Origin of the sequence: Dactylosporangium sp. NPDC051485, from assembly GCF_040682015.1 — a bacterium.
GTDB lineage: Bacteria > Actinomycetota > Actinomycetes > Mycobacteriales > Micromonosporaceae > Dactylosporangium.
In genome coordinates this window covers 1-22,085 of sequence record NZ_JBFAZW010000144.1, presented here as the reverse complement: position 1 = coordinate 22,085, position 22,085 = coordinate 1, and the positions used below count along the sequence as shown (strand labels likewise).

Below are 22,085 nucleotides of genomic sequence, written 5' to 3'. Positions count from 1 at the left end.
CTGCACGACTTCACCTGCAGCGTGCCCAGCGGCAGCGTCACGGGGCTGCTCGGGCCGAGCGGCAGCGGGAAGACCACGTTCATGCGCGCCGTGGTGCCCGCCGAAGCCGAACGAGTTGTTCAGCGCCGCCGGGATCTCGAGGTGCCGCGCCTTGTGCGCCGCCACGTCGAGGTCGAGCTCGTCGTCCGGGTCGTCCAGGTTGATCGTCGGCGGCACCACCCCGTGGTACACCGCCAGGATCGTCGCGATCGACTCCACCGCGCCGGCCGCGCCGAGCAGGTGCCCGGTCATCGACTTGGTCGAGGTGAGGACCGCGTGGTCGCCCAGCGCCCGGTGCAGCGCCTTGATCTCGGCCAGGTCGCCGACCGGCGTCGAGGTGGCGTGCGCGTTGACGTGCATGATGTCGGACTTGGCGATGCCGGCGTCGCGCAGGGCGAACTCGATCGCCCGCACCGCGCCGTTGCCCTCCGGGTGCGGCTGGACGATGTCGTAGCCGTCCGAGCTGATGCCGGCCCCGGCCAGGCGGGCGTACACGCGCGCGCCGCGGGCCCGGGCGTGCTCGGCCCGCTCCAGCACGATGACGCCGGCACCCTCGCCGAGCACGAACCCGTCGCGGGCCTTGTCCCACGGGCGGGAGGCGCGCTCGGGGTCCTCGTTGCGCACCGACATCGCGCGCATCGAGGCGAAGCCGGCGATCGGCAGGGGGTGGATGACGGCCTCGGTGCCGCCGGCGACGACCACGTCGGCGCGGCCCAGCCGGATCAGGTCGAGGGCGTGGGCGATCGCCTCGGCGCCGGTGGCGCAGGCGCTGGCCACGCAGTGCACGCCGGCCCGGGCGCCGAGCTCCAGCCCGACCCAGGCGGCCGGCCCGTTGGGCATGAGCATCGGCACGGTGTGCGGGGAGACCTTGCGGGGACCGCTGGCCTCCAGGATGTCGTCCTGGTTGAGCAGCGTCTGGGCGCCGCCGATGCCGGTGCCGACGCTGACCGCGAGGCGGTCCTTGTCGACCTCGGGGGCGCCCGCGTCGGCCCAGGCCTCGCGGGCGGCGATGATGGCCGTCATCTCGCTGCGGTCCAGGCGGCGGGACTGCACGCGGTCGATCTTCTCGGTGGGCTCTACGGCCAGCTGGGCGGCGATGCGCACGGTGAGCGGCGCGGCCCAGTCGGGCAGCGGCGACACCCCCGACTTGCCGGCGAGCATGGCGTCCCAGGTGGACGGCGCGTCCCCGCCCAGCGGCGTGGTGGCTCCGATCCCGGTGACGACGACATCGACACTCACTGCACAACTCTCCTTACGGCGGACCAGACGACGGGGCCCCGAGCCAGGCTCAGGACCCCGGCGGCGGCTTCAGGCCTGCGACTTCTCGATGTACGAGACGGCGTCGCCGACGGTCTTGAGGTTCGGCACCTCGTCGTCCGGGATCTTCACGCCGAACTTCTCCTCGGCCGCCACGACGACCTCGACCATGGACAGCGAGTCGACGTCGAGGTCGTCGGTGAACGACTTCTCCTCGGCGACGTCGTCCGGGTTGACCCCAGCGACCTCTTCGAGGATCTCGGCGAGACCTTCGGCGATCTCTTCACGGGTGGACATAGAGCTTTCCTTCCTTGGGTTGACGCGCTCGTCGAACGAAGATGAACAGACCGCTACGGGCAGTGGATGACTTGACCCGCGTACGTCAGGCCGCCGCCGAAGCCGAAGAGCAGCACGGGCGAGCCGGAGGGGACCTCGCGCCGCTCGATGGCCTTGGACAGGGCCAGCGGGATGCTGGCCGCCGACGTGTTGCCCGACTCGACCAGATCCTTCAGCACGATGGCGTTGGGCAGGTCGAGACGCTTCACGATCCCGTCGATGATGCGGGTGTTGGCCTGGTGGGCGACGAACGCGGCGATGTCCTTGCCCTGCACCCCGGCCCGGTCGAGGGCCTCCTGGGCGTAGGGGGCGATGGCGGTCGTGGCCCAGCGGAAGACCGCCTGGCCCTCCTGCTTGATGTACGGCCGCCATCCCTCGATCTTGAGCACGTCGCCCTTCTCCGGGGCCGAGCCCCACACCACCGGGCCGATGCCGGGGCGCTCGCCCTCGGGCACGCCGGTGACCACGGCCGCGCCCGCGCCGTCGCCGAAGAGCACGGCGGTGGTGCGGTCGGTCCAGTCGGTGACGTCGGAGAGCTTCTCGGCGCCGATGACCAGGGCGTTGCGCGCGGCGCCGGCCCGGATCGCGTGGTCGGCGCTGGCCAGGCCGTAGCAGAAGCCGGAGCAGGCGGTGTTGAGGTCGTAGGCGGCGGGAGCGTTGATGCCGAGCTTGGCCGCGACCCTGGTGGCCACGTTCGGGCACCGGTCGGCCGAGCTGCAGGTGGCCACCACGACCGTGTCGATGTCGGCGGCGGTCAGCCCGGAGGCGGCGAGCGCCTTGCCGGCCGCGGCGGTCGCCATGTCGGCCACGCTCTCGGCGCCGGCGATGCGGCGGCTCCCGATGCCGACCCGGTCGCGAATCCACGCGTCGTTGGTCTCGATCACCTTGGACAGGTCGTCGTTGGTGACTTCCTGCGACGGCTGGTAGTGACCGAACGCGAGGATCCGCGATCCTGCAACCGCGCTCATATCTGGCCTCCAATGCGGGCGAGCGCCTGGCCGGGGGCGACCGGGTCGTCGTGGTGGGCGAGCCATTCGACGAGCACGCCGGCGCCGTGCGCGGCCACCTCGACGGGGCCCTGCCGGGTCTGGATGGCCCCGATGACCTGACCGTCGGCGATCTTGGCTCCCACCGCGAGGTCCGCGGCCGGGGCGAAGACGCCGGCGGCGCCGGCCACCACGACACTGAACTCCGGGTGTGGCTCGTGGCTGTGACCCTCGGCGACATGCCGGGCGATCGCGTCGCGCGCGGCCGGCAGGTCGTCCGGGGTGTTGACGGAGACGATCTCGATGCCCTTGAGCGCCCGCTTGGCCAGGCCCGCCAGGGTGCCGGCCGGGGCCAGCTCGACGATCGCGGTCACGCCGAGGTCGGCGAGGGTCTGCATGACCAGGTCCCAGCGCACCGGGGCGGTGACCTGCCGGACCAGGCGCTGCAGCATGACCGCGCCGTCTTCGACCGCGGTGCCGTCGAGGTTGGACAGCTGGATCTTGCTCGGCGCCGCCGGGACGATGCCGGCCGCGACCTTGCCCAGGGCCTCCTCGGCCGGGGCCATGAACGGCGTGTGGAACGCCCCCGCCACCTTCAGCGCGGTGATGCGGGCCTTGGCCGGCGGCTCGGCGGCGAGCTTCTCCAGCCCGTCGAGCGAACCGGCGGCGACGACCTGGCCGGCGCCGTTGCGGTTGGCCGGGTACAGCCCCGCCGCCTCGATCTTGGCGATCACCTCGTCCGGGTCGCCGCCGAGCACGGCGCTCATCCCGGTGGGCTCGAGCGCGCAGGCGGCGGCCATCTCCCGGCCGCGCACACCGGCGAGGGTGATCGCGGCCTCGGCGGAGAGCACGCCGGCCAGCGCGGAGGCGGCCAGCTCGCCGACGCTGTGGCCGGCCACGACGGGCACGTCGGCCATCGGCAGGTGCTCGGCGGTCAGCAGGGCGGCCGCCACGAGCAGCGGCTGGGTCTTGGCGGTGTCCTTGATCTCCTCCGCGTCGGCGGCGGTGCCAAGGTGCATCAGGTCGACGCCGGACAGGGCCGACCACCAGCGCAGACGCGCCTCGGCGCCGGGCAGCGCGAGCCACGGCGTTAGGAAGCCGGGCTTCTGGGAGCCTTGGCCTGGAGCGAGTACAGCGAGCACGTCTATGACTTTTCCGGATTCCCGACACTCGCGCGGGTAGCGCTACACACCAAAGTGGACCACCTCGTTTGTAGGGACCCTACAAAAGATCGCGTGGTGTTGTGCCAACAGATCCACACCGTCACCCACCGCAATCTGTTGTTCACACGGGTGTCCGGTCGAGGTGGCGTCAGCAGCATAAGGGTCAAACGGTGCGAAACCACACCGAACCCCGAAATCACGTCACCGGCGGCGCCGAAGGGGCCAGCGGGTCGAGCCGGCCGATCGTCAGCGCGATGCGCAGCGCGAAGGCGTCCCGCGGGACCAGCGGCGTGAATCCTGTCACTTCGCCGATGCGGCGCAGGCGGTACCGCACGGTGTTCGGATGCACGAACAACCCCCGCGCCGCGCTTTCCAGCACCCCGCCCCCGGCGAAGAAGGCGTCGAGGGTCTCCAGCAGCTCCCCGCCGGCCCGCACCAGCGCGCCGTAGACCTCCTGGCGCAGGATCCGCCGCGCCTCCGCGTCCCCGGCCAGGGCCCGCTCGGGCAGCAGGTCGGTCGCGGCCACCGGGCGGGGCGCGGCCGGCCAGGCGGGCGCGGCCCGGAAGCCGGCCAGCGCCGCCCGGGCCGACTCGGTCGCCTCGTCCAGGGAGGGCACCGCCGGCCCGACCACCACCGGCCCGTCGCCGAAGCCGACCAGCAGCCGCTCGGTCGCGGCCATCGGGTCGGCCGCCCCACCGAGCACCACCACCAGCCGGTCGCCGTGCACGCCGCCGAGGATCTCCACCCCTATGCGCCGGGCCGCGCGGTACACCGTGTGCAGCACCGCCGCCGCCTCCCCGCCGGGGGAGCGGCCCACCGCCACCGCCACCGGGGGCGCATCCGCCCAGCCCAGCGCCGCGGCCCGGCTGGCCAGCACGTCGGAGGAGTCCCCGCGCAGCAGCGCGTCGACCAGCAGGGCCTGCAGCCGGGCGTCCCAGGCGCCGCGGGTCTCCGCCGCCCGGGCGTAGACCCGGGCCGCGCCGAAGGCGACCTCGCGGCTGTAGTACAGCACCGCCTCCCGCAGCCCGGTCTCCTGCCCGGGCGCGGCCAGGTGCGGCAGCTGCTCCTCGACGACCTCGATGGTGACCCGGATCAGCTGCACCGTCTGGCCGAGGTTGATCGAGCGGGCCAGCGCCCGGGGCGCGGCGTCGAAGAACTCGTCGGAGTTGTCCGGCGGAGCCGGCCCGTCCTTGTCCCGGGCCCGCAGCCACTCCACCAGTGAGCGCACCCCCGCCTGGGCGACCAGCATGACCCAGGCCCGCTGGTCGGCGGGCAGGTCCCGGAACCACGGCAGCGTCTCGTCCATCCGGGCCACGCTGGCCGTGGCCAGCGCGCCGGCGGCCCGCTCGATCGCCCGCACGCTCGGCTCCAGCGAGCCCACCGCGGGCGGCGGGGCCTCGGCGGGCTTCGGCGGCTGATCGGTCACCACCACAGCTTGTCATGGCCGGGTTCATCGGGCCGCCGCGAGCCACAGGCGCCCATAGACGGCGGCCGGCCGGGACGTCGCCCGCAGCCCGTTGGGCCCGTCGATCAGCCGGCGGCCCCACTGGGTGAGCCGGCCCGGGTGATACCCGGTGACGACATCCAGATAGCTGTACTGCGAGCTGTTGCCGCTCCACGACCAGCCGAGGTACCCGAGGCCGTGCTCCTGGCAGTACGCCATGATCGCGTCCTCGTCCGGGTCGCCGTACTCGTGGATCTGCGAGAACTCGCCGACCACGATCGGCAGCCGCTGCTGTACGAACGCGTCCAGGTAGCCGGAGACCTTGCCGGCCGTGTCGAAGGGGCCGTACATGTGCACGTCGAAGACCACATTGCGCAGCGGGTCGGCGGCGAAGACCTCGGCCGCGTGGTCGTGCATGACGTGGAAGGCGTCGTTGCCCCAGTTCGGCGCGTCCACCATGAGCGCGTGCGGCAGCCCGGCCGCCCGCAGCCGGGCGATCGCGGCCTCGGTGTTGCCCAGCCAGTCGGCGTCGACCGCGTGCCCCGACGGCTCGTTGGCGATGTTGAGCACCACGTAGTCCTCCTGGTGGCGCAGCACGTCGCGCAGGGTGAGCCAGTAGTCGACCGCCTGGCCGATGGTGGCCGCGCCGGGCTGGGTGCCGTACCCCATCGTGTCGTGCACGTCGAGCACGCAGATCAGCCGGGCCGCCTTGCAGCGCGCGATCACCGAGGCGGCCACGGCCGGCCGGGTGGCCGGCCACTCCTGCCCGCTGGCCAGCGCCACCCGCACCGCGTTGGCCCCCGCGGCCCGGATGTCGTCGAACACCGACGCGGGTCCGGGCCCGAAGGCGTACCCGTGGTTGACCCCGCGCAGCACCAGCGGCTCCCCGCCGGCCTCGACCAGCCGCCCGTCCGCCACCCGGATCCCCTCAGCCTGTCTCGCGCGCGCCGGGGTGACGTACGCCGCACCGAGCAGCGCCAGCAGGAGCGCCGGAAACGCCATCCTGACCGCTGCTCGTCTGACCATGGGTGAGCCGCTACCCGGGCGTTCGCCATTCACCCGTTTGCCACCGGATGATGCTCAGGGTGATTCGGCTCCAAGGGGATCGACCGGCCTCCTTGGCGCAAGGTAGCGTGAGTCGCACGCTGCGTTTGTCCAGGGGGAGGGCCGTGGAGTCCAAGTCGGCCGAGATCGCCGCCGAGCAGGAACACTTCGACCTCGCCCGAAAGCATCGGGAACGGCTGCGCACCGAGCTCGGCGAGGCCCCCGACGCCGCCACCAACGCAGGCGCCGGCCGCTGGCTGGCCGGCTTCCGCCGGGGCCGCCGCGACGGCCTGGCCCCGCCGGAGCAGGAGGTCGCCTTCGGGCGGGTGGACCAGGACTCGGACGAGCGCTACTACATCGGCCGCGAGACCATCCTCGACGACCAGCGCCAGGTGCTGGTGGTCAACTGGAAGACCCCGGTCGGCGACCTGTTCTACCAGGCCACCGCCGAGGACCCCCGCGGCCTGACCCGCAAGCGCACCTTCACCTGCGACGGCAATCACATCCTCGACTTCGAGGACCTCGTCTTCCAGCAGCTCGCCCAGGACATCGAGGCGCTCGAGGGCCCGGACGCCGCGCTGCTGGGCGAGCTGGACCGCGGCCGCACCGGCACCATGCGCGACATCGTGGCCACCATCCAGGCCGCCCAGCACCGGCTCATCCAGTTCCCGCTGGAGCACGTGCTGGTCATCGAGGGCGGCCCGGGCACCGGCAAGACCGCGGTGGCCCTGCACCGGGTCTCCTGGCTGCTGTACAACCACCAGGACCGCCTCCGCCCGCGCGACGTGCTCATCGTCGGCCCGCACCCGGCCTTCACCCGCTACATCCGCGCCGTGCTGCCCGGCCTCGGCGACGGCGCGGTCGAGCAGGTCGACATCGACCAGCTGGCCCCGCCGGTCCAGCGCGGCCGCCAGGAGGAGCCCGAGGTCCGCCGCCTGAAGGGCGAGGCCCGGATGGCCCGCCTGCTGTCCCGCGCGCTCGAGGCCCGCATCGGCGCCCCGGAGCCGGCCGAGCGCATGCTCTTCGACGGCCGCTTCCTGACCCTGCCCGGCCCCGAGGTGGCCGCCGCGGTCACCGACGCCCGCCAGAGCGCGGGCCCGTATGCGGTGCGCCGCCAGCGCCTGCGCACCGCCCTGGCCACCCTGGTCCGCGACCGGGGCGGCCCGCTGGAGGCCGAGCGCCTCCCGCCGGTGGAGAACCTGCTGGAGCGCCTGTGGCCCCTGCAGAGCGCCCCGGCCTTCCTGCGCGCCCTCTACGGCTCCCGCAACCGCCTGGCCGCCGCGGCCGCGGCCGAGTTCACCGACGGGGAGCTGTCCCAGCTCTACCGCCGCGGCGCCGACCGCCTGTCCGAACAGGTCTGGAGCGCCGCTGATGGCCCCCTCCTCGACGAGCTGGACCACCAGATCAACGGCACCGCCGGGCGCTACCGGCACATCGTGGTCGACGAGGCCCAGGACCTCTCCCCGATGCAGCTGCGCGCCATCGCCCGCCGCTCGTCCACCGGCTCCCTGACCGTCGTCGGCGACCTGGCCCAGTCCACCGGCGCCTGGGCCCGCGACAGCTGGGACGAGGTCACCGAGCACCTGCCGAACACCCAGCAGGTGGTGGTGGCCGGCCTGCGGTACGGCTACCGCGTCCCCCGCCAGGTCTACGAGCTCGCCGCCCAGCTCCTGCCGATCGCCGCCCCAGGCGTCGAACCGGCCCGCGTCGTGCGCGACGGCCCGGAGGACCCCGGCATCCACGTCGTCGAGCCGGGGGAGCGCGCCGGCCGCGCCGCCCAGATCGCCCGCGACCACCTGGAGGCCCACCGCTTCGTGGGCATCGTCTGCCCGGCCGCCCGCCGCGCCGAGCTGGAGTTCGCCCTGCACGCCAACGACCTGCCGTGGGTGCGGGCCGACCAGAGCGGCGAGCTGGACCACGCCATCAACCTCGTCTCCCCCCAGGAGGCCAAGGGCCTGGAGTTCGACGCGGTCGTCGTCGTCGAGCCCGAGGAGATCGTCGCGGAGGACCCGAGGGGCCACCGCCTGCTCTTCGTCGCCCTGACCCGCACCATCCGCTACCTGGACGTGGTGGCCAGCGGCAACCCCCTCCCGCTGGAACCCCGCAAGGACGTGACCGACCACATCCCGCGCCAGCGCACGGTCGTGGAGCCGGACCCGGACCCGACGGTGGAGCTCTCCCTCCTCGACCGCCTCGCCGAGGACCTGACCGCCATGATCATCGGCGGCGCCCCGCCGGCCACGTGGGACGAGGTCTTGCAGCGCACCGCCGCCCTGCTGGACGAGCGATCGGGCAAGCAACGCCCGAAGGGCCGCCACCACCGCGCCTGACGCAGACCTCGATCATCCGTGGGAACGGCGCCGGTGCACGGCCGGGATGCCGTACTGGGCGGCCGTGCGCGCCTTGCCCGACGTCGAGTCCGGATCGGCCGCGACCAGGAGCCGGGTCCGGCGGGTCACGGACCTGCCCACGTGGGCGGCGAACACGAACAACTGTCCGGTCCTGAGGCATGGTCTGGACAGCGAGCCTCCACCAGCACGAGCGGCGGGCCAGACCTATCCGAGCCGAGCGCGTTCAAGCACCTCCTCGGTCGTGAGGGGGCTCTTGGGGTGGTAGCTGAGGCAGAGAGGCGTCCGCACCTTCTGCGGTGCCTAGCTCAGGGCGGCGCTGTCCAGGCGGCGGCCGACGGTGGCCTGCGCGATCGATTCGGTGATCGCACCCTTGGCGGCCTTCGCCGGCAGCGCGACGCCGAGCACCTTGGCCAGTTCGCGCAGCTGCGGCACGGTCAGGCGCAGGTCGCCCAGGTACTGCGTGGCGGCCGGAAGCGTGGCGAGCTGCGCGAGCGTCGACTCGATCTCGCCGACCGGCCGGGAGAACGCGGCCGCCTTCGCCGGGGCGGCCTTCTTCGCCGGGCGGCCGCCCTTGGGCACCAGCTCGAGCTTGGCGGCGCCGGAGGCCAGGTCGGCCAGCTGGTCGGCCGGGAGGGTCCTCACGAAGGCGGCCACCCGCTGGAGCACCTCGTAGGCGAGGTCGGCCGGGTCGGTCATCGAAGTGTTCTCCCTCAGGGTCGGATGAGCGCCAGCAGCTCGCTGGTGAGCTGCTGTATCTCGTATCGTAGGGTCTCGACCGCGGGGCTGCCCTGGGGCGCCAGGACGGCGGGGACCGAGCGCTGGCCGGCCTCCGTCATGGCCGACTTGTTGTCGCGGATGGTCTGGCGGAACACCGGCATCTCGATCACCGAGGTCGTCTCCACCGAGGTGCGCTGGGTCAGCAGCGGCCCCGACGAGGTGTACTGCACCATCGTGTAGACCACACCGAGGATCTCCGGGTTGATCGGCCGCTCGGCCACCTCGTTGTACTCGTCGACCAGCATCGACAGGCGCGCGCGGAGCAGGTCGATGCCGAGCGTGGACAGGTAGTCGGCGCGGGCCGGGACGATGATGCCGTCGCTGGCCACCAGGGCCGTGCGGGTGACCAGGTTGAAGTTGGGCGGGCAGTCGACGAGGACGACGTCGTAGCCGGCGAAGTTCTGCTCCGCCAGGGCGTCGGCCAGCAGGCGGTACACCTGCAGGTATCTCGGGCTGCTGCGCTGGAACCGCGAGCCGCCCAGGCCGGCGGCCAGGTCCAGGTCGACGTCGACCAGGCCCAGCTGCGAGGCGACGAGGTGCAGGTGCCCGCCGAGGGGCTGCACGACGGCGTTGACCGAGGGCGGGGCCAGCACGTACTTGAACAGCGGCTCCGGCTCGCGGGTCGCGACGAACGTCTCGAACCAGGAGCGGATGGTCGGCTGCTCGACGAAGTCGGCCGGGCGGTAGAAGGAATACGTCAGGCTGGCCTGCGGGTCCAGGTCGATCAGGAGGACCTTGCGGCCGCGGGCGGCCAGGTCGGCGCCCAGGTTCGCGGTCACGGTGGTCTTGCCGACGCCGCCCTTGTAGTTGATGACAGAGACGACAGTCATCACAGCAGCATGCCATCCATCGGCCACGTTTGTCGCCACGGGCCGTCCACGCTAGGGTGATTTCCTATCTTGTCGATAGGGAAAGGGTACAGACGCATGCTGCCCGACTTCCTGGTCGCGGGCGTGCCGAAAGCGGGCACGTCCGCGCTGCACGCGGCGCTGGTGCGCCATCCGCAGTTGTTCCTGCCCTCGGTCAAGGAGCCGAAGTTCTTCCTCACCGACGGGCCGCCGCCGCGGCGGGGCGGACCCGGCGACGTGCAGACCTACCAGGAGCACGTCTGGCGGCGGGCGGACTACGAGGCGCTGTTCGACCCGGCCCCGCCGGGGGCGCTGCTCGGCGAGGCGACGCCGTTCTACCTGCACGATCTCGCCGCCCATGAGCGGATCGCCAAGCTCGTCCCGCACGCGCGGCTCGTCCTGCTGCTGCGCGACCCGGTCGACCGGGCGCACTCGAACTGGTCGCACCTGTGGGGGGCCGGGCTGGAGTCCGAGGCCGACTTCCTGCGGGCGGTCGAGCTCGAGCCCGCCCGCCGGGCGAAGGGCTGGGCCACGTTCTGGCATTACACGGACCTGGGACGGTACGGCACCCAGCTGCAACACCTGCTGCGGTACTTCCCGCGCGAGCAGATCCTGCTGCTGCGCTATCGGGACCTGCGCGACGATCCTCGCCGTACCGTCGACCGGGTCTGCGGGTTTTTGGGGGTTGCCACGGGTCACGTGGGCGAGATCCCGCCCGAGAACGTGCGGCGCTACGTCGCCGACACGCCGGTGAACGCGGGGCTGCGGCTGTTGCTGCGCGGCGGTGGCAGGATCGGTCATCGGTTCCCGGTGCCGGTCCGCCGCGCCTTCAGCCGGCCGCTGCTGGCGCTGCTGCACCGGGAGCACGGCCGCCGGCCGCGGGTCACGCCCGAGCAGCGGGCGGCGCTGCTGCCCGGCTTCGCGGCGGAGATCGAACTGCTGCAGGACGTCTCCGGCGAGTCGTACGCGGACTGGCTCAGCCTGGACCACGCCAGCAACTACCAGTGACGCTTTCGGAGGGCATGTTGATCACGCTGCCGCGCTGGGACGGCGCCCACGTCGTCGTCGAGCCGCCCGCGACCGGGCCGGGCACCTGGGCCGGCGCGCCGAGCGCGCTGCGGGTCGGCGGGGAGGTCTTCCTGGCGTACCGCCTGCGCCGCCCGATCGGCGAGGGCCGCGGCTACGCCAACGTGATCGCCCGCTCGAGCGACGGCATCGCGTTCACCACGGTCGCCGAGGTGCACAAGGACCGCTTCGGCGGCGCCTCGCTCGAGCGGCCGGCGCTCGCGGTCACCCCGGAGGGGCGCTGGCGGCTGTACGTCAGCGTGGCCACGCCTGGCACCAAACACTGGCGGGTCGACCTGCTGGAGGCCGACGAGCCGGAGAAGCTCGGCGAGGCACCGGCCGTGACCGTCCTGCCCGGCGACGCCACGGTGGGCGTCAAGGACCCGGTCCTGCACTTCGACGGTCGCGGCTGGCACCTGTGGGCCTCGGTCCACCCGCTGGAGTCCGCCGAGCACGCCGACCGGATGAGCACCTGGTACGCCACCAGCCCCGACGGCGTCGCCTGGACCTGGCGCGGTGTGGCCCTGGCCCCACGCTCGGGCGCCTGGGACGCCCGCGGGGTGCGGCTCAGCGCGGTCGTTCCCTCCCCCGACGGCCTTTCCGTCGCGTACGACGGGCGGGCGAGCGCGGAGGAGAACTGGGAGGAGCGCACCGGCACCGCGACCGCGCCGCTGCTGGCCGACGGCACGTTCGGGCCGATGACCGCGTCGCTCGACCCGCCGACGGGCTCGCCCTTCGCCCCGCACGGCCTGCGCTACCTGACCGCCGTGCCGGGCCGCATCTACTACGAGGGCACGCGGGCCGACGGCGCCCACGAACTGCGCACCGAGGCAGCACCCCGGCATGAAGGTGATCTGTAGGAGGACCACCTTCGTACCGGGGTGCGTGCCGCCACGAACTTCCTGAACTGTTCCCGGTCGTGATCGTCCATGCGCCCCCCTCGTCAGCACGTCAGACGATGACCAGCAGCGCCACTATGCCAACCAGGCCTGTGATCTAGGCAACACGCGCCTGATCGCACTCGCGCCTCGCTCATCAGCGCACAACCTTGCGCGGCATGGCTCATCGTCTAGCGGCTTCGGCCGGTTCGCGACAATAATCGGGCCACTATGCGGAAATGGATTGCCGTGGCGGCCGTAGTGCTGCTGAGTGGATGCGCGGGTCCGGTAAGCGACGATGATGCCGTTGGGGTCGCCCCGTATCAGGTGTCGTCCGTGCCGTTCGACAGCCTCGCGGACTTCGTGGCCCAGCGGCCGATCATTGCGACCGGCAAGGTGGTCGCGGTGAACGAGTCCGCCTACGAGGTGCCGGTCGATCCCGAGGGTGAAGGAAACATCGCCGGGGAAGGGCCGGAGATCTACGGGACGGTCTCCTTCAAGGTTGACGGCGTCATCAAGGGCGACGTCAAGCCGGGCGGCACGCTGACGGTCGTCTACCTGAGCGGCAAGTGGAACAGAGCGGACAAGAAGGGTGGCCGCATCGCGTACACCCACGAGAAAATGGCGAACGTGCAACAGGCGGACTCGAAGCTCAAGAGCCCGGCCGAGCTCGGCAACACGACGTTCGCGATCTTCGCGGCGCCCAAGCCGGCAAGCTTGCCGGTGCAGGCCGCCGACCTCTGCGTCGCCGGGATCGCCACGGTCGACAGCACCGGGCAGCTCGTGTTCGCGGGCGAACCGCCGTTCGTGGCCGGGACGAGGGCAGCCGTGAAGCTCGACGACGTCAAGGCCGCCGTCGCCTGACCGAAACCGGCTCGAGGCGGGCCGGGTGCGGGCTGCCTGGCTACGCGGATCCGTCCCGCGGTTGCAGCAGCAGGCTTCTGCTGCGGCCGGGCCGGGGATAGGTCTCGGCGGCGGCGGCAAGACGCGCCGCGTGTTCGCGCTGTCGCTGCCAATGGCCGTACAGCGCCCCCTGCTGGGACAGGCGGTCTACGGCGCTGATGGTTTCCGGGTCGACGTCGCCGGCTGGAGCGTCACGCCATGGGGTGCCAGGAAGCGGCATGAAGGTGTGAGCGTGGATGCGGGCGCCGAGGTCGGCAAGTTCGCGAGCGAGCGCAAGGGACGCCTCGACGTCGGCCCGATCCTCGCCGGGCATGCCGAAGATCATGTCGACGTTGATGCGGAATCCCTCCTCGACGCCGAGGCGGGCGGCCCGCATGACCTCCTCGACGCCGTGCCCCCGCTTCGCCGCGTCGAGGACGCGGTCCGAACCGGACTGGGCGCCGACGATGATGTTGTTGTTCGAGCAGTACTTCTTCACCAGCCGCAGCGCCTCACGGCTCACATGCTCGGGCCGGATCTCGCTGGGGAAGGAGCCGAAGAAGACCCGGCCGTTCGGCCCGATGCCCTCCTTGCACGAGGCCAGCAGCTCCTCGACGGCGTCAAGGTTCGGGGACTCGTCCTGGCTGCCGTACGACAGCGCCGTCGGCGTGACGAAACGGACGTCCCGCAGGCCGCGCGCCCGCATCTGGTCGACGTGCCATCGGACGTTCTCCACGCTGCGGTGGCGGAACCGCGCCGAGAACATAAAGGGCGTTTGGCAAAATCTGCACGAAAACGCACAGCCTCGAGTGATCTCGAGGGCGTTGAACCGCTGCCAGCGCAGCGAGAAGCCGCGGAACGAGTCGAGCGGCAGCCGCTCCGGACGCCCGGTCTTGACCACCTTGCCGGTGTCGTCGCGGTACGCCAGCCCGGTCACGCCGGTCGGATCACCGCCCGCGTCGACCAGCTTCAGCAACGTGGTCTCGCCCTCGCCGATGGCCGCGACATCCCACCCGGCGTCGAGCGTCTGCACCGGCTCCGCGGTGGCGTGCACCCCGCCGGCGATGTGGAGCGCCCCGGGGGCGGTCGCCTTGATGGTGGCCAGTTCGGCGGCGAGAGCCTCGGCGTCAGGGGAGTAGAAGGACCAGAGCACCACCACCCGCTTGGCCCGCTCCAACCCCGATGAGATCGCGGAGGCCGTGGTCTCGGGCGTATCGCCGAAGACCACCTCGTACGAGGTCGCGGTCGAGTGCTCCTCCAGGGCGCCCAGCAGCACGTGGAAGCCGTATGTGACGGCCTTGCGGTAGCGCAGCACCAGAACGAGGTCGAGAGAGCTCACAGCGACATCCTGCCAGGGCGGGAGAGTGATCAGACCGACCGATCGGCGGCGTACGCTTGCCCGCCTCGCGGCCGCGCGGGTCTCACGCGCACGTCAGGTGTAGGAAATCGCCGGGGGCCTGCCGCCGCGCAGCGCTTGCCCGATGAACTCGAAGAACCGGTCGGCCTCGGAGCCGAAGGGGTTGTCGGCGACCATGTAGGTCCAGGTGGATGAGGGGCGTCGCAGGCCGAGGTCGGCGAGGGTGGTGGCGTTCTCGGATGCCGCGTCGAGGGTGTCCCGGGTGGCCGCGGTTACCTTGTCGGCCAGGGCGCGGAAGTCGTCGGTGGCGATGAGGTTGAACTCCTCGAGGGGATCCTGCCGCCCGAGTACCCGCAGGTGGATACCCTCGCGGACCTCGGCGAGCAGGTTCAGGTGGCGGGTCCAGGCGCGGTCGAGGTGGTAGAGCGCCACCTCGACCGCCAGCGTGCGCCGGTCCGGTCGGGTCCACGTGTCCGGCTTGTCGGAGTCGGCGGGCCAGAGGTGGGCCAGGTAGTCGTCGAGAGCGGTCGGGTCGGCGAGGAGTCTGTCGCGGGTGTCGAGCAGGACCCGCCGGTGCTGATCGGTAGCCGTGTGATAGCGGCGCGTGGTGCGATGCAGTTGCAGGAGCTTGCCCTCGGCGACGCGCTGGGCGTGCTCGTATATCCGGCGGAATCGCTTGTCGCGGACTCGCCCGTCCGGGTCCACCCATCGCGGGTGGTATCCGATGACCAGGTGCTCGGTCACCACGTCATCGTCGAGACTGGTGTAGAACACCGAACGGCCCGGGTCGCCCTGCCTGCCGGCCCTGCCGCGAAGTTGATGGTCGAGCCTGGTGCTGTCGTATCGTCCGAGTCCGAGCACGAGCAGCCCGCCCGCCTCGGCGGCCCGCGATGCGAGCCGGATGTCGACGCCACGGCCGGCCATCTGCGTGGAAACGGTGACCGCCGCGTGCTCGCCGGCGCGGGCGATGATCTCGGCTTCGGCGGCGTCATGCTTGGCGTTGAGCACGACCGCATCGACGCCACGGCCGGCCAGGAGTCCGGCGAAGCGTTCGGAGTCCGCCACGCTCGCCGTGCCGATCAGCACGGGCTGGCCGGCCGCATGGGCGGCATGCACCCGGTCGGCCGCGGCCTCGTCGCGCTGCTCGGCGGTCAGATACAGCCGGTCGGGCTCGTCGACGCGGACGCAGGGCCGGTTGGTCGGGATCGTTCCGGTGCGCAGGTGCAGGTCTTCCGCCAGGCGTTCGGATGCCTCCAACGCGGTGCCGCTCATCCCGGTGATGACACGGTAGCCACGGGCCACGGTCTCGACCAGCATCTGGTCGAGCACCTCGGCCTGTGCGGTCACCTCGATGCCTTCCTTGCGCTCGATCGCGGCGTGCAGACCATCGGGCCACCGCTGACGGTCCGCGACCCTTCCTCGGGCGTCGTTGATCAGGCGCACCTGACCGTCGGCCACGATGTAATGCACGTCGCGGTCCACGAGTGCGTGCGCGTGCAACGCCACGTGCGCCGCCGTCAGTAACTCCACGTGATCCTTGGCGTACAGGTCGTCGACACCGAAGTGTTCCTCCAGCGCCGCGATCCCCGCCTCGTTGAACGACACGTTGCGCCGCTCACCGTCGACCTCGTACTCCACGCCCGCGGTCATCACAGCGACCACCCCGGCCAGTGACGCTTCTTCCGGCCGTGGGTCGCCGTCCCCGGCGATCACCAACGGCACCATCGCGTCGTCGAGCAGCACCGCGTCAATCTCGTCGATCACCGCCGCGTCCAGCTCCGGCACCAGCCGCTGCGCATCGGCCGACCGCTGCCGGTCCCGGAGCAGGTCGAATCCCACCTGGTGCACGGTCGCGTAGACCACATCGCCGTGGTACGCCGCGCGCCGCTCGGCATGATCCATGCCATCGACCACCGCCGCACACGACAAACCGAACGCCGCGAACAACGTCGCCCCAGCTTGCGCGTCCCTACCGGCCAGATAGTCGTTGGCCGAGAGCACATGCACCCGCCGGCCCGTCACGGCCAGCCCGGCAGCGACGAGGAACCCCACCAGCGTCTTGCCCTCGCCGGTCTCCATGTCCACCACGCGACCTCGCAGCATGCTGACCGCCGCCAGCAACTGCACCTCGAACGGATCCAGCCCCAGCCGGCGCCGCGCGACCTCGCTCGCCACCGCGAGGAATCTCGCCAGATCGCCGTCGTCGGCAAGACCCGCCTTCGCCGTGGACTTGGCGCGCTCGGCCAACGCCTCGTCGCCAAGCCCGTGCAGCGCGGCCCGTTCGCTCAGGACGATGTTGACCAACGGCTCGAACCGGCGCAGGTTCGCCGTCCCCGGCTCCTGCCGGAACCGTCGCACCAGTACAACAGCGCGCCGCCACGACGACGGATCGCGCAATTGCTCCAATCTCCCCATCACCTCAGGCTAACGCGCACCATGAATGTCTGCGCCCCGATCGCCGGCTTGCACGATGACGGACCAAGGCGCTGGGACTGGATCGGTCACAATGGGCTCATCTGGTCCAGGACCAAGCGTTAGGTACGCCGGGCCCCGGCGAGATCGGGGCGGTTCGAGTTCACCGCAGCCAGACCACGATGCCGGTCAGGCCGGTCAGCACGGCCGCGGCGCCGGCCCGGACGGCGGCCGAGCAGCGGGCGGGGGTGAAGGAGCGCTCGTCGTAGGTGGAGGACATGCCGAGGCCCTCGCCGCGGTACGACGCGCCCGCCCAGTCCACCGCGGTCACGTTCACCGTCGGCTCGGCCAGCTCGGCGCCCACCACCAGGAACAGCTGGTCCAGGTGACTGGCGGTGACCACGGCCAGGGGGTCGACCAGGTCGTTGCCGGCGGTCACGATCAGGTCGCCGTGCAGGCCGAGGGCTCTCGTGATGGCCGGTACCAGGTCGTCGTGGCCGGCGGCGGTCACCGTGCGCAGGTCCACGCGCTCCGTCGTGGCCCAGTCCTGCACGGCGGCCACCAGGGCCCGGGTGGGCGCGTCGGAGCCGGCCGTCAGCAGCACCACCCGGTAGCCGGGGGCCGGGTGCACACCGTCCCATGACCCCGGCGAAGGCGTGACGGTGCCCTCCGGGGTCGGCGCGCCCGACGGGCCCAGAAAGCCCGGGTCGAGGTGACCCACCGGGGACGGCGCCGGCCGCGGGGCGGACCAGTCCGGGGTGGCGGGTCCGCAGGCGGCGAGGGCGAGGACCAGGACGAGGGAAAGGGCGCGCACGGCGAGCATCCTGCGGCCTGGCCCAAAACACATTCAACAGCTGGGAAAAAGTGTTCGTAGGTGGTTCGTCGGCGCACCGCCTTGCGTTCACCCGGCCCCGGCAACGTGCAGCCCCATGTCGTACCGCTGGGCCATCCTCCTGGGCGCCGTCCTGGCCGCCGTCGCGATCGTGCTGCCGGCGCGGCCCGCGGGCGCGCACGGGTTCTCCTCGACGGTGTACGTCACCGTCGGCCACGGCGAGCAGGGGCACGTGCGGACCGCGCTGGAGCTGGAGTACGACCTCTTCGTGGTGTCCGCGGCCGACGCCCAGGGCGACGACGCGCTGTTCCACGCCGGCGACGCCGCCTTCCGCGACGGGGACGCCGCGGGCCAGGCGGCCGTGCTCGACGCGCACGCCGACGCGGCGCTGCGTTACGTCACCGAGCGCTTCCAGGTCACCGCCGCCGGGCGGGCCTGCACCCCGTCGAGGGCGGGCGACTTCACCATCGGGCGGCAGGAGGGGGTGCCGTACGCCGGGCTGTCGCTCGACTGGGCCTGCCCGCCCGCGAGCGAGCACGAGGTCCGCACCGGGCTGTTCGCCGACGCCGAGGGCTTCGTCAAGGGCGTCAAGACGATCGTCACCTACGACCTCGACGAGCACTCCGGCAGCGCCGCCCTCGACGCCGGGCACCCCTCGTTCTCGACCGGGCAGGCGTGGTACCAGCGCTTCTGGGAGTTCTTCCGGCTCGGCGCCGAACACCTGCTGACCGGCATCGACCACATCCTGTTCCTGCTGGCGCTCATCGCCGGCTCGCGGCGGCTGCGCGAGATCGTGCTGGCGGCGACCAGCTTCACCCTGGCCCACTCGGTGACGTTCATGCTGGCCGCGCTCGGCGCGGTCGACGCGCCCGCGCACCTGGTCGAGCCGGTGATCGCGCTGTCGATCGCGGTCGTGGCCGTCTGGCACCTGCTGAAGCCCGCGCGGGACCTGCCGGAGAAGGGGCTGGACCGGGCCGGCTGGATCCGGCTGGTGGTGGTGTTCTGCTTCGGCCTCGTGCACGGGCTCGGGTTCGCCGGCGCGCTCGGGATCGACGAGCCGTGGTCGTGGACGCTGCTGTGGTCGCTGCTGGTGTTCAACGTCGGCATCGAGGTCGTCCAGCTCGGCATCATCGCGGCCGCCTTCCCGCTGCTGATGCTGCTGCGCCGGCAAGCGCCGAAGGCCGGGCGCTGGACTACCGGGGGAGTGGCGGCCGGGGTCGCGGCCATGGGGCTCATCTGGTTCTTCCAAAGGGCGCTCTAGAGAACAGTCGGCGCCCACCTGCCGTTCACGACCCGGACACCGAGCGACGACACCGTGATCATGCGTACTCCCATCGGAGAAAAAGGTAACCGCATGCAGCATCGAACCTCCCGCGTGGCCGCAGCGGCCACCGCGGCGCTCCTGGGGCTGGCTGTGGCCCTCGGCAGCGGCCTGGGCTCCCAGGCCGCCGCCGCCGACCCGGCCGCACTCACGGGCATCATCCTCGGCGTGGGCGCCAACGAGTCCCAGCGGATCGTGACCTGGTACTCCTCGGCGGACACGGCGCAGAAGGTCCAGCTCGCCCCGACCGCGTCACTGGCCGGCGGCGACTTCCCGGCCTCGGCGGCGACCTTCGCGGCCCTCGGCGGGGCCAACATCGCCACCAGTGGCGGCTTCAACCGCCACGCGACCATCACCGGCCTGCAGGAGCACACCGCGTACTCCTACCGGGTCGGCACCGAGGGCAACTGGTCGCCGACCTACGCCTTCAAGACGCAGGACTTCGAGGGCGACTACGACTTCCTGTTCTACGGCGACCCGCAGATCGGCTCCTCGGGCGACCTCGCCAAGGACCAGGCGGGCTGGGCCGACACCCTCGACGTCTCGCTCGCGGCCAACCCGAACGCGGAGCTGCTGGTGTCCGGCGGCGACCAGGTCGAGACGGCCAACACGGAGACGCAGTGGAACGCCTTCCTGGCGCCGGACAAGCTGCGGCAGTACCCGTGGGCGGCCACCATCGGCAACCACGACGTCGGCGGCAAGGCCTACGAGCAGCACCTGTTCACCCCGAACACGGACCGCTCGGCCGGCCTCTACGCCAACGGACAGCCGGCGTCCAACACCTCGGGCGGTGACTACTGGTACATCTACAAGGATGTCCTGTTCATCGACCTGAACAGCAACAGCTACGCCACCGCCCAGGGCGGCGGCGGCGACGCGGCGCACCTCGCCTACGTCACCGACGTCATCAACCAGCACGGGGCCGAGGCGAAGTGGAAGGTGCTGGTGTACCACCACGCCATCTACTCGCCCGCCGACCACGCCAAGGACGGCGACAACAAGGTCCGCCGGGTCGACTTCCCGACGGCGTTCTCCAACCTCGGCGTCGACCTGGTGCTGCAGGGCCACGACCACAGCTACTCCCGCAGCTACCTCATCAAGAACGGCCAGAAGGCCGACGCGAACGAGCAGCCGGGCGCGCCGGACGTGTACCCGGGCCCCGGTGGCGTGCTCTACGTGACCGGCAACTCGGCCTCGGGCTCGAAGTACTACGACATCACCACGCCGGACAACAGCGGCACCAGCGGCGCCGGCAACGGGGCCGACCCGCTGAACCCGAGCAACTACTGGTACAACTCGGTCCAGAACCAGGAGCACGTGCGCTCCTACGTCAAGGTCGAGGTCCGCAACGACCGCCTGGTCGTGCAGAACCTCCGCAGCGGCACCTGCGCCGCCCCGAACGCGGCCGTCGAGCTCCGCAAGGTCGCGTGGTGCAACAACACCGCCGCCGACCAGCCGGTCGGCTCGGTCGTCGACAAGGTGACGGTGCACCCGTACCAGGGCGACGGCCAGCAGGTCCAGGTCAACGTCCCCACCGGCGCGCCCGGCGAGTTCGGCTGGACCATCGACGGCTACAACGGCCTGGTGGACCTGGGCACCGCGCAGGACCGCAACGGCGACTACTTCCAGGCGTCGGGGCACATCAACCCGATCGTGGTCAGCGACAGCCGGCGCTCGCTGGCGCCGTGGTCGATCTCGGCCAGCGTGAGCGACTTCCGCGATGGCGGCAAGACGTTCTCGGGCGCCTACCTCGGCTGGACCCCGAAGATCCTCGCCCCGGGCGTGGGCGCGCAGGCCAGCGGGCCGGTGGCCTCGGCCTGGGACGACCAGGGCGGCGGCCTGGCCGTCTCCCGCGGCCTCGGCTGGGCCAACCAGGGTCACCCGAAGGGCACCGCCCAGCTCGGGGCCGACCTGGACCTGAAGATCCCGGGCACCGCCGAGAAGGGCGACTACCGGGCCACGCTCACGATCACCGCGCTGAGCAGCTGAGCGCGTAGCTCGAAGCCGGCGGGGCGGCGCCGCGAGGCCCGCCCCGCCGGTGTTCCATCTCCCGCGGAAGGACCCCCTCATGAAGCTCTGGAAATCCGCCGCCGTGGCGGTGCTGGCCGCCCTGGCGATCGCCGGCCCGGCCGGCCCCGCGCTCGCCGAGGACGGCGACGTGGCCTGGACCGTCCGGACGGCCTCCAACAGCTACGGCGCCGACCGTTCGAGCTTCAGCTACGCGGTCAACCCCGGCGGCCAGGTGAAGGACGCCATGGTGGTGGCCAACCGCGGCAAGGCCCCGCTCAGCCTGGCCGTCTACGCCGGCGACGGCTACACCACCGGTGCCGGCCAGCTCGACCTGCTGACCAAGGACAAGCGGTCCGTCGGCATCGGCGCCTGGCTGCGCCCCGACGCCGCCACCGTCGCGATCCAGCCGGGCCAGACCGCCGAGGTGCCCTTCACGCTGAGCATCCCGGCCAACGCCACGCCCGGCGACTACGCCGGCGGCGTCGTCACCTCGCTGACCCAGCCCGACGCCGCGCAGAGCATCAACGTGGAGCGGCGCCTCGGCATCAAGATCAAGCTGCGGGTCGGCGGCGACCTGAAGCCGGGCCTCGCGGTCGAGGGCCTGCAGGTGACCTACGACGGCGGCGACGCGCACGTCAGCTACACCATCCACAACACCGGCAATGCCATCGTCTCGGCCGAGCAGGCGGTCTCGGTCGCCGGCCCGTTCGGCTGGCTGCGCCGCGACGCCGGCAAGATCGCGGCCCCGCCGGAGCTGCTGCCCGGCGAGTCGTGGAAGGTGTCCGTGCCGGTGCGCGACGTGCCGCGGGCCTTCCGCCTCACCGCGACCGCCACCGTGACCCCCCGCCTGACCGACGCCTCCGGCTCCACCACCTCGCTGCCGGCGGTCTCGGCCGAGGCCACGGGCTGGGCCGTGCCGTGGACGGTGCTCATCCTCGTCATCGTGGTGGCCGGCCTGCTCGTCGGCGGCGTGTTCCTGCTGCGCCGGGCCCGCGCGCGGGGCAAGGCCCGCGTGGACGCCCGCGTGGCCGCCGCCGTCGAGAAGGCCCTCGCCGGGAAGTCGTGACGCGCCCACTGCGGCGA

At 72.1% G+C, this 22,085-nt stretch carries 18 protein-coding genes and 2 pseudogenes; 8 read left to right on the top strand and 12 right to left on the bottom strand.

Going from position 1 to position 22,085, the window contains the following annotated elements; translation table 11 throughout:
• Window positions 1-21 precede the first annotated feature (21 nt).
• Window positions 22-132, top strand: a pseudogene (locus AB0M46_RS46085) (ATP-binding cassette domain-containing protein); the annotation flags it as partial.
• Here the strand turns inward: AB0M46_RS46085 and fabF are convergent.
• The 6 genes and pseudogenes from fabF to AB0M46_RS46055 form a co-directional block, all read right to left on the bottom strand.
• Window positions 91-1,278: pseudogene (gene fabF / locus AB0M46_RS46080) on the bottom strand (beta-ketoacyl-ACP synthase II); the annotation flags it as partial. The pseudogenes AB0M46_RS46085 and fabF sit on opposite strands and share 42 nt — an antisense overlap.
• A gap of 69 nt (window positions 1,279-1,347) precedes the next feature.
• The gene (locus AB0M46_RS46075; protein WP_223097536.1) at window positions 1,348-1,593 is read right to left on the bottom strand and encodes an acyl carrier protein; all 246 of its coding nucleotides are present in this window, start codon (window positions 1,591-1,593) and stop codon (window positions 1,348-1,350) included.
• 53 nt (window positions 1,594-1,646) lie between these two features.
• Window positions 1,647-2,600, bottom strand: a complete 954-nt coding sequence (locus tag AB0M46_RS46070; RefSeq protein ID WP_363347051.1) for a beta-ketoacyl-ACP synthase III — start codon at window positions 2,598-2,600, stop codon at window positions 1,647-1,649.
• Window positions 2,597-3,760 carry an acyltransferase domain-containing protein gene (locus AB0M46_RS46065; protein WP_363347049.1) on the bottom strand — a complete coding sequence of 388 codons (1,164 nt, stop codon included), beginning with the start codon at window positions 3,758-3,760 and terminating at the stop codon, window positions 2,597-2,599. Before AB0M46_RS46065 ends, AB0M46_RS46070 begins: the two co-directional genes overlap by 4 nt.
• A gap of 217 nt (window positions 3,761-3,977) precedes the next feature.
• Entirely contained in the window at window positions 3,978-5,162 is a 1,185-nt protein-coding gene (locus tag AB0M46_RS46060; protein WP_363347054.1) for a helix-turn-helix domain-containing protein, read from the bottom strand.
• A 69-nt stretch (window positions 5,163-5,231) separates the two neighbouring features.
• Window positions 5,232-6,227 (bottom strand): cellulase family glycosylhydrolase, encoded by a 996-nt coding sequence (locus AB0M46_RS46055; protein WP_363347047.1) that lies wholly within the window; start codon window positions 6,225-6,227, stop codon window positions 5,232-5,234.
• Window positions 6,228-6,394: 167 nt separating this feature from the next.
• Between AB0M46_RS46055 and AB0M46_RS46050 the strand changes: the two genes are divergently transcribed.
• The gene (locus AB0M46_RS46050; RefSeq protein ID WP_363347045.1) at window positions 6,395-8,599 is read left to right on the top strand and encodes a UvrD-helicase domain-containing protein; all 2,205 of its coding nucleotides are present in this window, start codon (window positions 6,395-6,397) and stop codon (window positions 8,597-8,599) included.
• A gap of 12 nt (window positions 8,600-8,611) precedes the next feature.
• On the opposite strand, the gene AB0M46_RS46045 is transcribed toward AB0M46_RS46050, so the two are convergent.
• The 3 genes from AB0M46_RS46045 to AB0M46_RS46035 all read right to left on the bottom strand — a co-directional run bounded on the left by AB0M46_RS46045 (window position 8,612) and on the right by AB0M46_RS46035 (window position 10,227).
• Window positions 8,612-8,761 (bottom strand): hypothetical protein, encoded by a 150-nt coding sequence (locus tag AB0M46_RS46045; protein WP_363347043.1) that lies wholly within the window; start codon window positions 8,759-8,761, stop codon window positions 8,612-8,614.
• A 159-nt stretch (window positions 8,762-8,920) separates the two neighbouring features.
• Window positions 8,921-9,316: a hypothetical protein gene (locus AB0M46_RS46040; RefSeq protein WP_363347041.1), complete on the bottom strand. Its 396-nt coding sequence runs from the start codon at window positions 9,314-9,316 to the stop codon at window positions 8,921-8,923.
• A 14-nt stretch (window positions 9,317-9,330) separates the two neighbouring features.
• Complete coding sequence (locus AB0M46_RS46035; RefSeq protein WP_363347039.1) at window positions 9,331-10,227, bottom strand: ParA family protein; 897 nt, start codon at window positions 10,225-10,227, stop codon at window positions 9,331-9,333.
• 96 nt (window positions 10,228-10,323) lie between these two features.
• Here AB0M46_RS46035 and AB0M46_RS46030 point away from each other — a divergent pair, with 96 nt between their 5' ends.
• The 3 genes from AB0M46_RS46030 (at window position 10,324) to AB0M46_RS46020 (ending at window position 13,052) form a co-directional block, all read left to right on the top strand.
• Complete coding sequence (locus tag AB0M46_RS46030) at window positions 10,324-11,253, top strand: sulfotransferase (RefSeq protein WP_363347037.1); 930 nt, start codon at window positions 10,324-10,326, stop codon at window positions 11,251-11,253.
• Window positions 11,250-12,170: a hypothetical protein gene (locus AB0M46_RS46025; RefSeq protein WP_363347035.1), complete on the top strand. Its 921-nt coding sequence runs from the start codon at window positions 11,250-11,252 to the stop codon at window positions 12,168-12,170. Before AB0M46_RS46030 ends, AB0M46_RS46025 begins: the two co-directional genes overlap by 4 nt.
• 267 nt (window positions 12,171-12,437) lie before the next feature.
• On the top strand, window positions 12,438-13,052 hold the full coding sequence (locus AB0M46_RS46020) for a hypothetical protein (RefSeq protein WP_363347032.1): 615 nt from the start codon (window positions 12,438-12,440) through the stop codon (window positions 13,050-13,052).
• A 40-nt stretch (window positions 13,053-13,092) separates the two neighbouring features.
• Here AB0M46_RS46020 and AB0M46_RS46015 read toward each other — a convergent pair whose 3' ends face one another.
• The 3 genes from AB0M46_RS46015 to AB0M46_RS46005 form a co-directional block, all read right to left on the bottom strand.
• The gene (locus tag AB0M46_RS46015) at window positions 13,093-14,409 is read right to left on the bottom strand and encodes a TIGR04013 family B12-binding domain/radical SAM domain-containing protein (RefSeq protein ID WP_363347030.1); all 1,317 of its coding nucleotides are present in this window, start codon (window positions 14,407-14,409) and stop codon (window positions 13,093-13,095) included.
• Window positions 14,410-14,502: 93 nt separating this feature from the next.
• Entirely contained in the window at window positions 14,503-16,842 is a 2,340-nt protein-coding gene (gene secA2 / locus AB0M46_RS46010) for an accessory Sec system translocase SecA2 (protein WP_363347028.1), read from the bottom strand.
• A 160-nt stretch (window positions 16,843-17,002) separates the two neighbouring features.
• Window positions 17,003-17,653 carry a hypothetical protein gene (locus AB0M46_RS46005; RefSeq protein WP_363347026.1) on the bottom strand — a complete coding sequence of 217 codons (651 nt, stop codon included), beginning with the start codon at window positions 17,651-17,653 and terminating at the stop codon, window positions 17,003-17,005.
• Window positions 17,654-17,768: 115 nt separating this feature from the next.
• Here AB0M46_RS46005 and AB0M46_RS46000 point away from each other — a divergent pair, with 115 nt between their 5' ends.
• The 3 genes from AB0M46_RS46000 (at window position 17,769) to AB0M46_RS45990 (ending at window position 22,068) form a co-directional block, all read left to right on the top strand.
• Window positions 17,769-18,932: a HupE/UreJ family protein gene (locus AB0M46_RS46000; protein ID WP_363347024.1), complete on the top strand. Its 1,164-nt coding sequence runs from the start codon at window positions 17,769-17,771 to the stop codon at window positions 18,930-18,932.
• A 93-nt stretch (window positions 18,933-19,025) separates the two neighbouring features.
• On the top strand, window positions 19,026-20,981 hold the full coding sequence (locus tag AB0M46_RS45995; protein ID WP_363347022.1) for a metallophosphoesterase family protein: 1,956 nt from the start codon (window positions 19,026-19,028) through the stop codon (window positions 20,979-20,981).
• Window positions 20,982-21,060: 79 nt separating this feature from the next.
• Window positions 21,061-22,068, top strand: a complete 1,008-nt coding sequence (locus AB0M46_RS45990) for a DUF916 domain-containing protein (RefSeq protein WP_363347019.1) — start codon at window positions 21,061-21,063, stop codon at window positions 22,066-22,068.
• The last annotated feature ends 17 nt before the right edge of the window (window positions 22,069-22,085 follow it).

What these genes read in the sequence shown, in the direction of transcription:
- AB0M46_RS46075 (WP_223097536.1), bottom strand. Translation starts at nt 1,593, where the DNA reads ATGTCCACCCGTGAAGAGATCGCCGAAGGTCTCGCCGAGATCCTCGAA.
- AB0M46_RS46070 (WP_363347051.1), bottom strand. Translation starts at nt 2,600, where the DNA reads ATGAGCGCGGTTGCAGGATCGCGGATCCTCGCGTTCGGTCACTACCAG.
- AB0M46_RS46055 (WP_363347047.1), bottom strand. Translation starts at nt 6,227, where the DNA reads ATGGCGTTTCCGGCGCTCCTGCTGGCGCTGCTCGGTGCGGCGTACGTC.
- AB0M46_RS46040 (WP_363347041.1), bottom strand. Translation starts at nt 9,316, where the DNA reads ATGACCGACCCGGCCGACCTCGCCTACGAGGTGCTCCAGCGGGTGGCC.
- AB0M46_RS46035 (WP_363347039.1), bottom strand. Translation starts at nt 10,227, where the DNA reads ATGACTGTCGTCTCTGTCATCAACTACAAGGGCGGCGTCGGCAAGACC.
- AB0M46_RS46030 (WP_363347037.1), top strand. Translation starts at nt 10,324, where the DNA reads ATGCTGCCCGACTTCCTGGTCGCGGGCGTGCCGAAAGCGGGCACGTCC.
- secA2 (WP_363347028.1), bottom strand. Translation starts at nt 16,842, where the DNA reads ATGGGGAGATTGGAGCAATTGCGCGATCCGTCGTCGTGGCGGCGCGCT.
- AB0M46_RS46000 (WP_363347024.1), top strand. Translation starts at nt 17,769, where the DNA reads ATGTCGTACCGCTGGGCCATCCTCCTGGGCGCCGTCCTGGCCGCCGTC.
- AB0M46_RS45995 (WP_363347022.1), top strand. Translation starts at nt 19,026, where the DNA reads ATGCAGCATCGAACCTCCCGCGTGGCCGCAGCGGCCACCGCGGCGCTC.
- AB0M46_RS45990 (WP_363347019.1), top strand. Translation starts at nt 21,061, where the DNA reads ATGAAGCTCTGGAAATCCGCCGCCGTGGCGGTGCTGGCCGCCCTGGCG.